The organism is Sporosarcina gallistercoris (genome assembly GCF_014836415.1).
In the GTDB taxonomy this organism is placed as follows: Bacteria; Bacillota; Bacilli; order Bacillales_A; family Planococcaceae; genus Sporosarcina; species Sporosarcina gallistercoris.
Window position 1 is genome coordinate 25744 of sequence record NZ_JACSQY010000006.1, and the last position, 15713, is coordinate 41456.

13 protein-coding genes are annotated in these 15713 nt (G+C 43.2%); 9 read left to right on the forward strand and 4 right to left on the reverse strand.

The window, feature by feature from the left end; translation table 11 throughout:
• Window positions 1-373: 373 nt before the first annotated feature.
• The 4 genes from rlmD (at window position 374) to H9659_RS09120 (ending at window position 3722) form a co-directional block, all read left to right on the forward strand.
• Entirely contained in the window at window positions 374-1735 is a 1362-nt protein-coding gene (gene rlmD, locus H9659_RS09105; protein ID WP_191689696.1) for a 23S rRNA (uracil(1939)-C(5))-methyltransferase RlmD, read from the forward strand.
• Window positions 1736-1999: 264 nt separating this feature from the next.
• On the forward strand, window positions 2000-2419 hold the full coding sequence (locus H9659_RS09110; RefSeq protein ID WP_191689698.1) for a hypothetical protein: 420 nt from the start codon (window positions 2000-2002) through the stop codon (window positions 2417-2419).
• A gap of 21 nt (window positions 2420-2440) precedes the next feature.
• A complete protein-coding gene (locus H9659_RS15730) occupies window positions 2441-2716 on the forward strand; it encodes a Fic family protein (protein WP_191690006.1) in 276 nt (91 codons plus the stop codon).
• Window positions 2717-2987: 271 nt separating this feature from the next.
• Window positions 2988-3722, forward strand: a complete 735-nt coding sequence (locus H9659_RS09120) for an FG-GAP repeat domain-containing protein (protein WP_191689700.1) — start codon at window positions 2988-2990, stop codon at window positions 3720-3722.
• 58 nt (window positions 3723-3780) lie between these two features.
• Here the strand turns inward: H9659_RS09120 and H9659_RS09125 are convergent, their stop codons facing one another.
• The 3 genes from H9659_RS09125 to H9659_RS09135 all read right to left on the reverse strand — a co-directional run bounded on the left by H9659_RS09125 (window position 3781) and on the right by H9659_RS09135 (window position 8042).
• On the reverse strand, window positions 3781-4899 hold the full coding sequence (locus tag H9659_RS09125) for a glycosyltransferase (RefSeq protein ID WP_191689703.1): 1119 nt from the start codon (window positions 4897-4899) through the stop codon (window positions 3781-3783).
• A gap of 62 nt (window positions 4900-4961) precedes the next feature.
• The gene (locus tag H9659_RS09130; RefSeq protein WP_191689705.1) at window positions 4962-6479 is read right to left on the reverse strand and encodes a phytoene desaturase family protein; all 1518 of its coding nucleotides are present in this window, start codon (window positions 6477-6479) and stop codon (window positions 4962-4964) included.
• Between the two features lie 57 nt (window positions 6480-6536).
• Window positions 6537-8042, reverse strand: a complete 1506-nt coding sequence (locus H9659_RS09135) for a phytoene desaturase family protein (RefSeq protein WP_191689706.1) — start codon at window positions 8040-8042, stop codon at window positions 6537-6539.
• Between the two features lie 627 nt (window positions 8043-8669).
• Here H9659_RS09135 and H9659_RS09140 point away from each other — a divergent pair.
• The 3 genes from H9659_RS09140 to H9659_RS09150 all read left to right on the forward strand — a co-directional run bounded on the left by H9659_RS09140 (window position 8670) and on the right by H9659_RS09150 (window position 12849).
• The gene (locus H9659_RS09140; RefSeq protein ID WP_318240712.1) at window positions 8670-9875 is read left to right on the forward strand and encodes an MFS transporter; all 1206 of its coding nucleotides are present in this window, start codon (window positions 8670-8672) and stop codon (window positions 9873-9875) included.
• 403 nt (window positions 9876-10278) lie between these two features.
• Window positions 10279-11496, forward strand: a complete 1218-nt coding sequence (locus H9659_RS09145; protein ID WP_191689708.1) for an amidohydrolase — start codon at window positions 10279-10281, stop codon at window positions 11494-11496.
• Window positions 11497-11661: 165 nt separating this feature from the next.
• Window positions 11662-12849 (forward strand): MFS transporter, encoded by a 1188-nt coding sequence (locus H9659_RS09150; protein ID WP_191689710.1) that lies wholly within the window; start codon window positions 11662-11664, stop codon window positions 12847-12849.
• Here H9659_RS09150 and H9659_RS15670 read toward each other — a convergent pair whose 3' ends face one another.
• Window positions 12850-13770, reverse strand: a complete 921-nt coding sequence (locus tag H9659_RS15670; protein ID WP_318240713.1) for an AraC family transcriptional regulator — start codon at window positions 13768-13770, stop codon at window positions 12850-12852.
• Window positions 13771-14046: 276 nt separating this feature from the next.
• On the opposite strand from H9659_RS15670, the gene H9659_RS09160 reads away from it, so the two are divergent.
• The gene (locus tag H9659_RS09160) at window positions 14047-14607 is read left to right on the forward strand and encodes a DUF4256 domain-containing protein (RefSeq protein WP_404828978.1); all 561 of its coding nucleotides are present in this window, start codon (window positions 14047-14049) and stop codon (window positions 14605-14607) included.
• A gap of 357 nt (window positions 14608-14964) precedes the next feature.
• Window positions 14965-15483, forward strand: coding sequence for a GNAT family N-acetyltransferase (locus H9659_RS09165; RefSeq protein WP_191689714.1), 519 nt, complete (start codon window positions 14965-14967; stop codon window positions 15481-15483).
• Window positions 15484-15713: the final 230 nt, after the last annotated feature.

The following is a 15713-nucleotide window of genomic DNA, read 5'->3' on the forward strand; positions in this document are numbered from 1 at the left end:
GGGGGCTGCTGAGGCAGCTCCTTTTTCTTGCGATAAATTCGTGGCGGGGCACTGGACTCCAGGCCGGACCGTTCCATTCTGATCAAGTAAGTGGGGAATCCGCTCAAGCAAGCGGGAAAGTAATCAAGTAAGTGGAGAATCCGCTCAAGCAAACGGGAAAGTGATCAAGCAAGTGGAGAATCCGCTCAAGCAAACGGGAAAGTGATCAAGCAAGTGGGGAATCCGCTCAAGCAAACGGAAAAGTGATCAAGCAAGCCGCGAATCCGATCAAGCAAGAAACCAATCCATTCCATCTCCACAAAATCGACTCAAGCAACTCACCTCGACCTATGGTAAACTACAGTACAGACCGAAAACTGGAGGGCACGAACTTATGACCTATGCAGTAAACCAAAACGACCGACTCGTCGTTCATATAGAAGATCTCACACACGACGGATCAGGCGTCGGCAAAGTCCAAGGCTATCCGCTTTTCATCCCCGGCGCACTACCGGGTGAAGAAGTAGAAGTCAAAGTCGGCAAAACGTTGAAAAACTATGGATTCGCAAAGCTGCTCAACATTGTCACGCCTTCACCTGAACGTATCGAAGGACCTTGTCACGTCTATCCCGAATGTGGCGGCTGCCAAATTCAGCACTTGACCTACGACGCCCAGCTCAAGCAAAAGCAGAAAACTGTCCGCGACGCTATTGACCGCATCGCTAAGCTACCTGACGTACCGGTACATCCCGTACTCGGTATGGAAGATCCATGGCGCTATCGCAACAAATCCCAGATTCCTTTCAGCGAACGCGATGGCCAAGTTGTCTCCGGATTTTATCGCTCGAAAACACATCATATCGTTGATACCGACGTATGCATTATCCAAAGTGAAAAAGCGGACGAACTCATGGCCATGCTGAAACGCGAACTGCAAATACTTGGAATCGACGCTTACGACGAACACAAACACAAGGGATTCCTGCGCCACTTAGTCGTCCGCAAAGCCCGTGCAACCGGTGAACTCATGGTCGTTCTAGTCACAGCCAGACGCAAATTCCCTGAAGCCGACCAAGTCATCCAAGCGATCAGACGCGTCGTTCCTGACGTCACGTCCATCATGCAAAACGTCAACACACAAAAGACGAACGTGATTTTTGGCAATGAAACCCTCTGTCTCTACGGCAAAGACATCATCATCGACTCCATTGGCGGTGTCGATTTTGAAATCTCGGCACGCTCGTTCTATCAAGTGAATCCCGTGCAAACGGAAACGCTTTATAACCAAGCGCTCAACTATGCACAACTGACCGGGACGGAAACCGTCATCGACGCCTACTGCGGGATCGGGACCATCTCGCTATTCCTCGCAAAACAAGCGAAAGAAGTATACGGTGTGGAAATCGTACCGCAAGCCATCGAAGACGCAAAACGGAACGCTGCACTAAACGGTATCGACAATGCACATTTCGAAACCGGTGCTTCAGAGGACATCATTCCGAAATGGTACAGCGAAGGAAAAACATTCGATGTGTTAGTAGTCGATCCGCCGCGGAAAGGCTGTGACGAAAAACTGCTCGAAACCATTCTGACGCACAAACCAGGTCGCGTCGTCTACGTCTCCTGCAACCCGGCAACCTTAGCCCGCGATCTTCGTATCTTAGAAGATGGCGGCTACAAAACACAAGAAATCCAGCCAGTGGACATGTTCCCACACTCCACACATATCGAAGCAGTCGCTTGGTTGGAACTATAAAAATCAGACGCGGTCCTCTAGATCAACTAGGGGGCCGTGTTAGTTTTTTTTATAAGAATCAGGTGTCCGAATTCGGCTTTTATAATCTGGGATACCTTCATAGTGATTTGAAAATTGTCTGGATTATACATAACGTGGATATACTTGGATTTAAAAAGAGGAGGCAACTTGAACCACTTGCCTTAGTAGTAAATGGTCGTAGAAAACGATATAATGGAAGTATGAGAACGAGGAAAGAGAGCTGATGATATGAAGGAGTTAACGATGGAATCCAAAGAATTTAAAAGGGTTCTTCAAAATCTGCATCTTGAAAATCTTAGCCTCCCTTTGCATATGCAAAAGAAAATTTTAGAACTGGTGAATTCAAACGTATCGATTACTTCTGCACTTATAAAGGACCTGCTCCAATATGGAAAGTATAATGAACAAGTGAATGACGATTTCCTTCTAGAAAAAAATTTATTGAATATCAGCTCATATGAAGAGCTGGAACGAGCAGAAGCGTTGGCCTTCTCACTTCGAGCGACCGAGCTAGAAAAAACTGAATATGCCATGGTTTCTTTAACATTGGATGGCTTTAAAGAGTTGCATCATTATTTGTTCCAAGATATCTATTCATTTGCAGGTGAGTTTCGTGATGTGCAAATTATGAAGGGAACGACGAGATTTTGTCAGGTTCAATAGTTAGATGACTATGCAAATAATCTGTTCACTGAACTTCAAGAGGAACCAAAATGGGCTAATCTTGAAGAAGCTGCACAGCGCTTAGCTTATTTTAAATCCGAACTCAATATGCTACATCCTTTTCGAGAAGGGAACGGTCGAACGATTCGTATTTATATGTATGTTTTTGCTTTGTTAAGAGACATAGAATGGAATTACGAAACTCTAGATCACGACATATATACAAGCAATGATTCAATCTGTTGTGAACACAGAAATGCTGGAACTAGTTTTTTCTCAATCTATACAATTTCTTAAATAAGCGACAAGTTATTTAATATGCTTTCATCTGATGGTATAGAAATTCAGAAATCCAGCCAGTGGACTTGTTCCCACATCCCACTCACATCGAAGCAGTCGCTTGGCTCAAACTATAAAAAACAGACGCGGTCCTCTAGCTTAACTAGAAGACCGCGTCTGTTTGATTCTCCCAAGTCAGCTCACTTTGAATTCCAATCGGCATCCGATTCACATACCACGCCCCTATGAATATACTGAGCCAAACGTCCAAGTAGGAGTGAGGAAGAGAATGAATTTAAATCATGTGAACCCGTACAGACAACCTGAAATCATTACCAGCACGTATGGAGATGTTAATGGAGATGGAATGGTAGATGTGGTGTATTTGACGGGGGTCAAGTCGGTGGACCCATCGAGTCCCTATTTGCAGCAGATTACGTTACACATTCAAGACGGGGCGACGAACAAAGTGCAGACGATTGCGCTGAATGAAGAAGGGAACTCCGGTTACAATCCGACTCTCTTTTTGGGGGACTTTACAGGCGATGGCATTTTAGACATTCTGATTAGCATTGACTCCGGGGGATCGGGTGCATTTACATTCGACTATGTGTACTCCTTCGCAAAAAATCAAGCTGAAAAATTATTTGATTTTGAGCAATACAACAATCAGAACCAGTACACGGTCACTTATCAAGACTATTTCAAAGTGAACGTTCATAGCCCTGCAACGGGTAAATCTTATTTAATAGATATCAGTGATCGAGGTGCAGAGTATCTATCTCAAATCTATTATCAAAATGGGAAATTGAAACAGCCGGTCCAGGGGATGGCAGATGGGGTTAGCGGGTTTTATCCAGTAGATATGGACCGTGATGGCGTGTATGAAATTCAGGCATATCAGCAAATTAGCGGACTTTACCACGCAGATGCATTTGGATATATCATTAATACATTAAAATGGGATGGACACAAGTTCGCGATTTGGCAGCAATGGTTCGCCATTTACGGAACCTCAAACTAGGTCTCGCAAGTAGGGAAACTGCACAACTCAGAACCTGTTGTGCAGTTTTAGACGCACATCATACCTCGATATTACGATCTTTCCATTTGACTGAACGTAATATATGTACTCGGAACAAGGAATATAAAAAGACGCTCGTGAAAAATAGGAAAAGTATCGGGAAGAAGATGAAAATCGGCCATTTAAAATTCCCGCACCTTCGTGCAAACCAGCCTGTTTGCACCGCATAGAGTGCATATAAGGACGCGGTCAGCAGAATACGTACAGAATCTCCTGCAAGTAAAGAGGAAATGAGTTCTCCTACACTAATGAAGCTGCCGGATATCCATATAATGACCATCAGCAAAATGACGGGATGTGTGGATTGGGAACCGATCGCAAAGCTTTTGCACCAGCCCTCCACCATACTTTTAAACCCTTCCGGATACATGCGGAACGAGATCGTACCTTTCCCACCTAAACAATGAACAGGCAAGTCGTGATCCAGAAAAGCTTGACCGAGTGCCAGATCATCCATAATCGCGCTTTGGATTTTTTCGTGGCCGCCTGTTGAAAAGTAATCGTCCCGGTCGCAAAGAATGCAGGGCCCGAATGAGCCGGCAGTTTTAAAGCGTCGTTTCCCAACTGAAAACAAATTCATCCCGACAATAACAACGATATTGAAGACTGCTGAAAGGTTTTCATACAGTCGATAGACGGTGTGAAAGGGCTGGAGTGAAAGAATCCCTTTCGCTCCTTTTTGTTGATAGAGCAGCAAAATCTTTTCCAAGCCATCGTCCCCGCTAAAATACGTATCCGCATCCAGAAATAACAGCCATTGTCCTGTTGCCTGTTGAGCGCCTTGCCAGCAAGCCATCGACTTGCCGGCACCAGCTTGCTCCGCGCGATTGAAAATCACTTTTGCCCCGTACGCAGTCGCAATGTCGACCGTCTTGTCGGATGAATGATCATCTACCACCAGAAGCTCGAAAGATTGAAAGTTCTGTTGCTGCAACGAACGTAATAATGGTTGAATCCGCCCGGCCTCATTGCGGGCTGGGACAATAATGGAAACCCATGGCAGGGAAGTGTGAGCTCCTTTCCGAGAATTGGGAACAGGCAATGACCAAAACACGAGAAGGCCGATCAAAACGGCCAAAATACCCACTATAAGAGTAACTCCATCTGAAATCGCCATCTCCTCCCTCCCGTATAAGTGAATGAATAAATGGCTCATCACAATCGCCATGAAATTGTACGTCAATAACCAAAGAGAATCCCCTGATCATCACTGATCAGTTCTTGTGCAGCGATCTTAGCAGACATCAAGACAATCGGAACGCCTGCTCCGGGGTGCGTGCTGCTGCCCGTGAAATACAGATTGGAACAGTCTTTTGCTTTACTTTGAGGACGTAAATGGCTGCTTTGGAGCATAGTGGGCAGCAACCCGAAAGCAGCGCCATTATAAGCATTGAACTTGGATTCGAAATCGAGGGGAGTCATACATTTTTCTGTGACGATCTCGTCCTCTATTTTTTCAAACCCTTTTATGGATTTCAGCGTATTTAACAAATAGGAACGGTAATCGGCAATCGTTTCATCGTTCCATTCATATTTGGAAGTGGCGACATTGGAAACTGGCATCATGATGTACAGCCCGTCTTTGCCTGCAGGAGCTAACGATGGATCCAATTTGGATGCGATATAGACATAAAAAGAAGCTTTTGTCAGTTTGTTCCCCTCAAAAATATCGTGCATATTTTTCTCCAGGTTTTCGTCAAACACAAAATTATGGATGTGGTCTATTGTTTCATATTTGCGATCCATCCCTAGGTACAACACCAAGCAGGAACAAGAATACTTCATGCTGTCGATTTTGCGGTCTGTATACTTACCTTTCGCTTGCTTGTCCTGAACCAGGTGTTTCATCGCATACGGAAAGTCTGCATTGCAGACAACATAGTCCGCTGGGATTGCGTTTCCATCCACCCGAATTCCGATCGCCTGTTGATGTTCGATTAGAATTTCGTCTACAGGAGCATTGTAATGGACAGTTCCGCCGAGTTCTTGAAACAGCCGCTCCATGGATGCAGCCATCGTATACATCCCGCCCTTGATAAACCATATTCCGTACAGGAACTGGATCATGGGAATCATCGTGTAAAACGAAGGGCTCTGGATTGGTGAAATTCCGATGTAAAGCGTCTGGAAACTGATGATCTGTTTCAATCGTTCATCTTTTATATAATTGCCGATGAACTGATTCGCGCTTCCGCTGACCTTCATGCCCCTTCCTTTTTTCAACATGGAAAGATTATAAAAATCACTTTGTTTACGGAACGGTCTTTGGATGATGTTGTCCATCGCGACGTTGTAGCCTTTATAAATCTCACTTAAATAACTGAGAAACCCCGCAGCATCCTCTTGGCTGAATGACTCGATCGTCTGTGTCCAGTCAACGAGATTACTCGAAACGTCGATAGGGTGGGAAGAATCCTTACTAAAATAGACTCGATACATCGGATCCAGCTTTTCCATCGGAATGTAGTCATCAGGATTGCGTCCGCAAAGTTGAAACAGTTCCCGATAGATGTCCGGCATCATCACAAGGCTCGGCCCCAAGTCGAATCGATAGCCATCCATTTCAATTCGGTTCATCTTTCCTCCTGGAGTCGACTCCTTTTCATATAAATCCACCTGATATCCTGCGTGCTGCAGACGAATGGCACTGGCGAGGCCAGCCACACCTGCGCCGACCACAATCACTTTTTTCCCCAATGCGTATCTCCTCTTTTCTTCAAATCCACTATCAAATAGGACTCCTTCCGTTCGCAATCAGTCCGTTCTTCGATCCCTTGCAACAATTTGGTCACGGACTTGCTGACCGCTTAGCGTCACCATCGGCATGCCACCCCCTGGGTTAACTGTTCCACCAACGAAATAGAGATTATCATACCGTTCACTATGCTTAGGATGCTTGAATCCTTTGTTCATCTTTTTATCGGAAAGTGTTCCGTAAATGGCGCCTCGATCCGACCAATACGTCCTTCTGATGTCTTCAGGAGTCCAAATATCCTGTGTCACAATATTCTTCCGTAAATCCGTCAACCCCATCTTTTCCAGTTTAATCAAAACCCGGGTAGCAAACTTTTCATAGTCCCGATGTGTCAATGGTTTGTCCTGGATATGGGGGATGTGAGGTAACACTTTTATATTTTCACACCCCTCAGGTGCTTGGGAAGGGTCTGTCTTGTTGACGTTTACTAGATAGATGACGGGATCATCTGGAAGTTTGTGCTGGTGGAAGATTTTTTTCATTTGCCGCTTTTGATTCTTTGCAAAAAAGAAATTATGATGGCTCAGCTGTGGATACTTTTTCTTCACACCTAAATGCATGACGAGACCAGAACTGGAAGGTTCAAATTTCTTTTTTAACTTGTTCACATACTTTTTGTCTTCCTGAAGCAGCTGTTCATAAACCGGAATCACTTCCATATTGGAAATGTAATAATCCGCAGTCACTGTAGTGCCATCTTCTAGAACGGCTCCCGTAATCTTGCCATCCGCTTTTGTCAGCCGGATAATGGCTTGTCCCGTATGGAAGTTGACCCCGATTTCTTGGGCAAGATCTACCATCCCTTTACCGAGCAGATGCATGCCGCCAGGGACATACCAAGCGCCCTGGTCTTGCTGCATGTAAATCATCATGTTCAGTAACGCGGGTGCGTCATAAGGGGAAGAGCCCACGTATTTACTGAAATATGAGAGCATATCCCGGAATTGTTTGTTGCTGATTCTCTTATCAATGGCCTGATGGACCGTAGAAAACAGGTCGAAATTTTTAAACGTACTCGCGACGCCGTGAAATTCTCCAATTTCTTTCGTACTGTCGAGACCTTTGTTGAAATACCCTTTTTCAATCGTGTTATAGAGATTCTCTGAGTAGCTGAGCAATTTTTTGAACTGCCGGATATCCCTTTTGTTCAATGAAGGATTTTTAGTCTCCATGTCTTGCAGATTTTCATACAAGTCAATAACGTTCCCGTCAGGAAAGAACGAACGCCACTGATGATTCAACTTAACGGTCGGCACATAATCCTTCATCTGCTTTCCGCTGCCTGTAAACAACCGTTCAAACACTTTGGGCATCGTTAAAATCGAAGGACCAAGGTCAAAGCCGAATCCATCTTGTTCAAGACGATTCAATTTACCTCCAATGTGACGATTTTTTTCATACAATGAGACCTTATATCCGTTTTGTGCGAGTGAGATGGCTGCCGACAAACCTCCGAGGCCGCCCCCAATTACTAAAATAGTTTTACCAGTTGACAAGTGTCTCATCACCTTTCCGATTATTGAAAACATCTCTAATGGAGAAGTTGCACATAGATTCATTTTCTTTGTAATAATTTGAACATTAAGTGTACCATGATGTATGTTTTTATGTATCTGTTAGATAAAAGTCACTTCAACGTCGTATTATCCTTAGTAAAGTCCGAATAAGATTTCAATATCTTCAATAAACATAGTTTAATTATGGTATGATTTTCCTTGTATAGCAAGCGAGATTTCATTAAAAGAGGAATGACGAGATTATAGCTCAATTAATGGAGCAAACCAAAGATTGCAAGAGAGTCTTGAAAAATGGATCATTCGTGAACTTCAAAAATTCGCTCCTGATTTTACAGACCAATTTATGATCGCGATAGACGGCTAGTATACAGAAGGAGAAAAAACAATAGTCATTGAATGAGTGGATAACGTATTAGAGCCATATGGCGTCCGCTTATTCAATGGGTTTTCAATAGGGAAGCATAGTAACTGAACATGTCCAGCAAGTGAGCAACACCATTCTATGCGCAATCCAAATCCCCCGGATTGAGCGCCTTAAAAGGAGCCTCGTACGCATGAATCGTCCAATTTAAACTCCCTACTTTTAAAAGAAAGACTTTTAAAAATGGGGGATACATGATGAAATTGAATAAGAATTTTACGCTGTTAGTTACAGGGGAGTCCATTGCCAATATCGGTGATGTCTTGTATATGGTCAGCTTGATCAGTATGGTGTTTGCACTTACAGGATCAGCTGGTGCTGCATCCGTTGTACCATTCACCATTACATCATCCATGTTCGTCTCGAGTTTGTTGACACCGCTTCTAATCGGAAGGGTGAACTTGAAATGGCTACTGGCAGGTTCTCAAATTGGGAAGACGGTTTTACTTTTAGTACTCGGTGCAGTAGTGGCAATGCTCACAGTCGAGAACTACTTTTACGTGTTTTTTGTAGTGGCGGGAATTGCTCTTCTGGACGGAGTTGCAACGCCTATCCGACAAACGTTGACACCGCATTATGTGGAGCCTGATGATCTATTGAGAGCGAATGGTATAGCTCAAACGATTACTCAGATGATCCAAATGGGAATGTGGTTCGTGGGCAGTTTGTTCTTACTGATAGTCAATGCGCAGCAGCTTATATGGATCACGGGTGGTTTATTCGCTTTGTCCAGTATTATTCTATGTTTTCTCCAATCGGTATCCAAGCCGACTCGCGTATCTGAAAGAAAACTGGAACAGATTCAAGAAGGATGGAAGACGCTCTGGAAGGTTCCGGTATTGCGGAGGATTGCCGTGATGGATGGATTGGAAACGATTGCAGGAACCGTCTGGATTGCAGCAATTCTCCTAGTCTTCGTCACAGACGCATTGCACGCAGCCGAAAAATGGTGGGGATTCATCAACGGGGCATTCTTTGCAGGACTGATTGCCGGTAGTCTCTATTGTGTCAAGTACGCTTCGCAAGTTGAAAAGAGGCTAGGAACCCATATACTGGTAGGGGCTGTCATGAGTTGTGTGATAACGTTTCTTTTCGGATTCAGCAAGTTGCCAGTGCTTGCACTTCTGTTTTCGTTTGCAGTCGGACTATTTGGGCAGATGAAATCGATTCCGCAGGAGACCGTTATCCAGACGAGCGTGCCTAAAGAGAAATTGTCGACGGTTTACACCTCTCTCGGTGCCCTTTCAACAGGGATATTCGGAATCTCTTCACTCGGCATGGGGATTCTGGCCGATTGGCTTGGCATCCAGTCCGTGTTTCTAGTTTCCGGTCTGCTGCTCGCTATCGTCAGCATCATCGTAATCCGCAGTAGGGGAATTTTTGTGAGACATATCGTATAAGGAGGTGCCTATGCGTCACACAATTGGGAAGCAATGTAGAATTGCTTCCTTTTCGTCTTGCGCAAACAACTCCAGATATACCGATAACTTAATAGAAATCAGCACTAATCTTTAAAGCCGCCAGCCTTTTAAATCATGAAAGTTGTGACACTATTCAATTGAACACTTCTTATATTCAAAGAATGCGATGTTAGAGGCATACTGTAAATTATTAAAGTTGTGTATGAACAAAGCGTGGTATCATTTGAACTAGCTAAACAGTGTGAACAACTGCTCAGTGTGTTGAAAACACGATTTGAGTAGAAAATGCATCGTCATACAGATTTAGAGTGGACAACTATCTAAGCAAAGCACGATGCGAAACTTGAGAAAATCGGGACACTGAGGAAAAGGGGAGACGAATATGGATGTAAAGATACTAAAAGAGAAGTTAGCTGGAATTGAAGAAAGTTATCGGGAAACATTCCAGACAATGAGTGACCATTTATTTCACCATCCGGAACTTAGCGGGGAGGAATATGATTCTGCTAAGTATTTAGCTCAAGTCATGGAGTCTTTCGATTTTACCGTCCGATTTCCTTATCCGGATACTCAAGAACTGGAAACCGCTTTTATTGCAGAGTTTGGAACAGGAGATGGACCGACGATTGCTTTTTTAGCAGAATATGATGCATTGCCTGGGTATAATACGCCCTCAGGAAATGGACATGCGTGTGGACATAATTGGATTGCTTCGACAATGTGTGGAAGTGCAATCGTGTTGTCGAAATTACAAGAACACTTTGACGGAAGAATCCTTCTAATCGGAACACCCGCTGAAGAAACGTATGGCGGGAAAATCAATATGTTGAAAGAAGGAGCGTTTGAGGGCGTTGACATTGTTTTTCAAGCGCACCTAGCAAATGAGACAGTCATTGACTCCGCGGCGTTAGCGATGACGGATTATGAATTCGAATTTATTGGGAAAGCAGCACATGCTGCATCGTATCCTGAAAACGGCATTAACGCATTGGATGCTGTGCAGTTGACCTTCATGGGCATTAACGCACTGCGCCAACATGTAAGGCAGGACGTTCGAATCCATGGCATCGTAAAAGAAGGTGGCACGGCAACGAACATAACTCCGGATAGAGGGATTTGTCATATCACGGTACGTTCTCAGGATCGAGAGTATTTAAAGCATGTAAGTTCGCGTGTAATTGAGTGTGGTAGAGGTGCGGGTATCATGACGGGTGCCGAATTTACCTATCGCCAACTAGGGAACTCTTTTGATGACTTACTAAATGTACCGTCTTTAATGGAACTGACGAAAATGAATTTTGTGGATGTTGGAATTACACATTTCACTTCACAAAAGGATGCACCGACACCGGGTTCAACAGATATTGGAAATGTGAGCTACAACTGTCCGACATTGTATGTTGAAGTCGATTTAGAAGCAGATAAGCCATTTTTTGTTCATGAAGAAGAGGCGTTGCGTTATGTGAATTCCCATTATGCGTATGTAAAAATGTCCCAAGTGATTCGGGCATTTTCTGCGAGCGCACTCGAATTGTATTTAGATCCTGTACGTTTAGAGGCCATAAAGAGAGAACATAGGCAAATACGAGAAAAGAAATAAGAAAACGGCCTATAAAGAAAGTTTCCGATGTATGTTGTTATAACGCTTTTGAAAATCATCGCAAATTCGGATAAGAAATGAGATCACCCCCTTCTTATAATTATGAGGAGGGAGGAGATTATTATTAAACAACTATCAAAAGATCCATATACAGTCTATCTCAACATGGCTTTTCTATCGCAATTATTTTTCACCTTAATCGTAACCGTGAATTTGCTGTACCAAGTGTATACGGTCAAGCTCGATCCGCTGCAGCTGGTGCTCGTCGGGACAGTCTTGGAGCTGACCGTCTTTCTTTTTGAAATTCCGACAGGCGTCGTTTCGGATTTGAAAAGCCGTAAACTTTCGATTGTCATTGGTTATATCCTTATTGGTGTCGGCTTTTTGATAGAAGGATTGTTTCCGTATTTTTCTGCGGTAATAGTAGCTCAAGTCGTTTGGGGAATCGGATATACGTTCACTAGTGGAGCGCGTCAAGCATGGATTGCAGATGAAATAGGAGAAGAACGCGCTTCAGAGGCATTCGTGCGCGGTGCGAAAATGGAAAATCTGTCGCAAGTCATCGCAATTCCTTTAAGTATCGCAATTGGCTATATGATGATCAGACTGCCGATCATTATCGGAGGGCTCTGTACGGTGGGGCTAGCTGTATATTTAATGGTAGCTATGAGGGAGGAGAATTTTAAACCGCTAAAGAGAGAGACGCAGTTAACAGGATGGGGAAGTATGAAAGACAACCTGCAGCAACTCATCGTCCAATTCAAAGTGAGTGTGGTTATGAGAACTCTTATCTTAATCGCCTTGTTTGTCGGCTTCTACAGTGAAGGATTTGACCGATTATGGGTATCTCACTTATTGGAAGTGGTGAATCTATCTTCGTTGACTCAGGAAAAATTGGTGATTCTTACAGGAGGGATTCAGTTTGTCGTCGTTCTCGTTTCCTTTACTGCATTGCATGTCGTAAATCGTAGTACTATCCACCAAAATCTTAATCAGATCTACCTGGTCCTTTTTATGGCAAGCTTAGTAATCATCCTTTCATTAATCGGATTTGCTACTTCCACATCTGTGCTTGTCTTATTAGGTTTTTTTATCATGATTCAAGTTACACGAACCATCATGTACCCGCTAGAAGATATTTGGCTAAACAAAATCATTCCGGATTCTTCAACTAGAGCGACATTCTTCTCGGTAAAAGGCCAAGCAGATGCCATCGGTCAAATAGGCGGTGCTCCGTTAATCGGGTTGGTTGCTACCCGCTATACCATCAAAACAGCATTAATCGTCAGTGCAATCCTTCTGACACCTGTATTGTACTTTTATCGGATCCTACTAAAAAGAAAGCAGGAATAGCTAACTTCCTTGCTTTCTTTCTTTAATTGGAAGAAATATCTCCATATAGATTTTATCATATTCCCAGTCATGACAATGTTCATCGTAGTACTCAAAGTCATAACAGGTTTCATCGACTTCATAAGAGGAGTGAGGAAGCCAATCGTCTAAAATATACTGCCATGTTCCAGCAATCGAAACGGCAAAGTCTTCTGCATAAACGAGTGGAGTACGGAAAATAGCATAAGTCGTGGAAGGGATTGTCAATTTAGTCCATCCGTCAGGAAGAGAAGTACCATTATCGTAGTTCACAGCAAACAAATAGGTGAAACCATCCTCAAATTCGTCACTTCTCAAATTGAGACAGTATTCCCCATGTGTTTCGGGAGCTAATGCCTCATATAATGTCCGTTCAATGGATTCATCAGGAAAAAGCTTTTGAATCCAAAGGGCTGGAGAGTCGCGTGTGTAAGAAATATTGTGAATGGACCTTTCAACTGTTTTCCCGGCGATCGTAAAAGAACTTCTACTCACGATTTTTGGCTGCATCACAATGCCACCTACCTTTTGTTGTACAAGGCGACTCAAATCGATTTTTTGAGGGAGTGAGCTAGGACAATGCTGTCTATATAATCGGGGAGGGCTACCAAAACACTTCTTAAATGCCTTCGTAAATCCAGCGTGTGTTTCAAATCCATACGTTAATGCAATCTCAATGACCTTTTTCCCTTGAGCTAAATCATACAAAGCATATTGCAACTTCCGTTTCAATACGTAATCCATCAACGTATAGCCGGTATGTCTTTCAAAAATCCGGTTAAAGTGATACGGAGAGTACCTAGCAATGTCAGCTAAAAGATCAGGAGTTAGCTCTTCTTGAATGTGCTCTTCTATGTAATCGATCACTTGTTGAACGTTAACTAATCCTAAAATACGAATCACCTCTATTCATCTTAAAGATTGAAAGAAATCTAGTTTCTGAACAGTATGCCAAATGTAAGCTGATTATAGCACATTGTGCATAAGTGATTTTCTGTGAAATGAAAAGAAGAATTATGAAAACGCCGCCTTGGCACTGACGAACAAGTCGGTGGGTTACATGAGAAATTCAACTTAGATGAATATTTAAGTTCATGTATGAACAAACCATGGTATCATTTGAACTATCAAAAGAGTGCTGATTAAGGGGGAACGTATATGACGAACCAAAGTGAAAACATGGCAAAGAAAGAGTTGCCAGTCGAACGATGTGAAGAACTGCTTAGTGCATTGAAAACACGATTCGAGGACAATATGCACCGTCATCCAGATTTAAAGTGGACAAACATCCAAACAAAACTCAATGCGAATCCTGAAAAACTCTGGTCACTGAACGAAATGGAGAGAACAGGTGGCGAGCCGGATGTCGTCGGATATGACGAAGAGACGGATGTTTATAACTTCTACGATTGTTCCGCAGAAAGCCCTTCAGGCCGCAGAAGTGTTTGCTTCGATCCTGAAGCTCTCGAATCCCGAAAAAAGAACAAGCCAGCTCATAGCGCTGTGGGGATGGCGGCGGAAATGGGCATCGAATTGCTGGATGAAGAGCAGTATCGCTCGTTACAACAACTCGAAAACTTCGACAAGAAAACGTCCAGTTGGATTCAAACGCCTCAACCAATCCGAGAACTCGGTGGAGGACTGTTTTGTGATTTCCGCTATGCGACCGTTTTTGTTTACCATAATGGGGTTGAATCTTATTATGCAGCTAGAGGATTCCGTGGAGTCCTGAACGTATAACCAAAAAGCTCATTACAACAGTCTCAATCCTTCACTGGTTTGAGACTGTTGTATGTTTCATGATGTTACTCTTACCTAAATGTAAAAGTAGAGGTTCGAAGGGAGTTCAGCATGTTGCCGTTGAGAGATACGATTCATTCGCGGAAGGAAGCATTAAAGAACAGGTATTCTTTGAAATGTTAACGGATGCATACGTATATACGATTTGGGTATTTCCTACATGACCACTCTATTAATCGAATATAGGTTTGAATGATTTTATGGAAGACGGAGCGGCAGTCATTACGAGATTGACAAGAAGTGAACTTGAAACTTTTCTATCAACCTCAATACCAATAAAAAGGAGTGGACTAATATATGACGACGTATATTAGAAAATGTAATTTAAAAGATGTTCATGAACTTCAGAAAATCGCCTATGAAACGTTCGAAGAGACATTTGGTCCTCAAAACTCCCCTGAAAACTTGAAGGCCTATCTCGAGAAATCATTTACCGTGGAACAATTGGAAAAAGAAGTGGCAGAGCCTAATTCGCAATTCTTTTTTCTATACAAGAGTGGGGAAATTGCGGGCTACTTGAAAGTGAATACGGGGGGAGCCCAGACGGAAAGTATGGGTGAGGAGACCCTTGAAATCGAAAGAATCTATGTCCGACAAGCGTTTCAGAAAAAGGGACTAGGTAGATATTTGCTCGAAAAAGCGATTGAGGTTGCGAGAGAATGTCATAAGAAGAGGATCTGGCTTGGTGTCTGGGAGAAAAACGAGAATGCAATTGCATTTTATAGAAAAAAAGGTTTTGTGCAAATGGACGCTCACTCTTTTTACATGGGGGACGAGGAACAAGTGGATTGGATTATGAGCAAGACCCTGTCCTGACTTGTCTTGTTAGGAAGGTGCCAGAATGTAACACAAAACTATGCAATTCGAAAATGAGTTTAACTTGTTACGTGCAACTTAAAAAGGCAACGAAAGAGATAAAAAAAACCGCCACACAAAAAAATGGCGGTTTTTTCTATTCCTACTGGGCATCAAGGAAAATGCCGTTGTGCTAATAAGGGAATAAAAAACTGAAGCTGACTGACCTTCATCATCATTTCTTCCCTTAA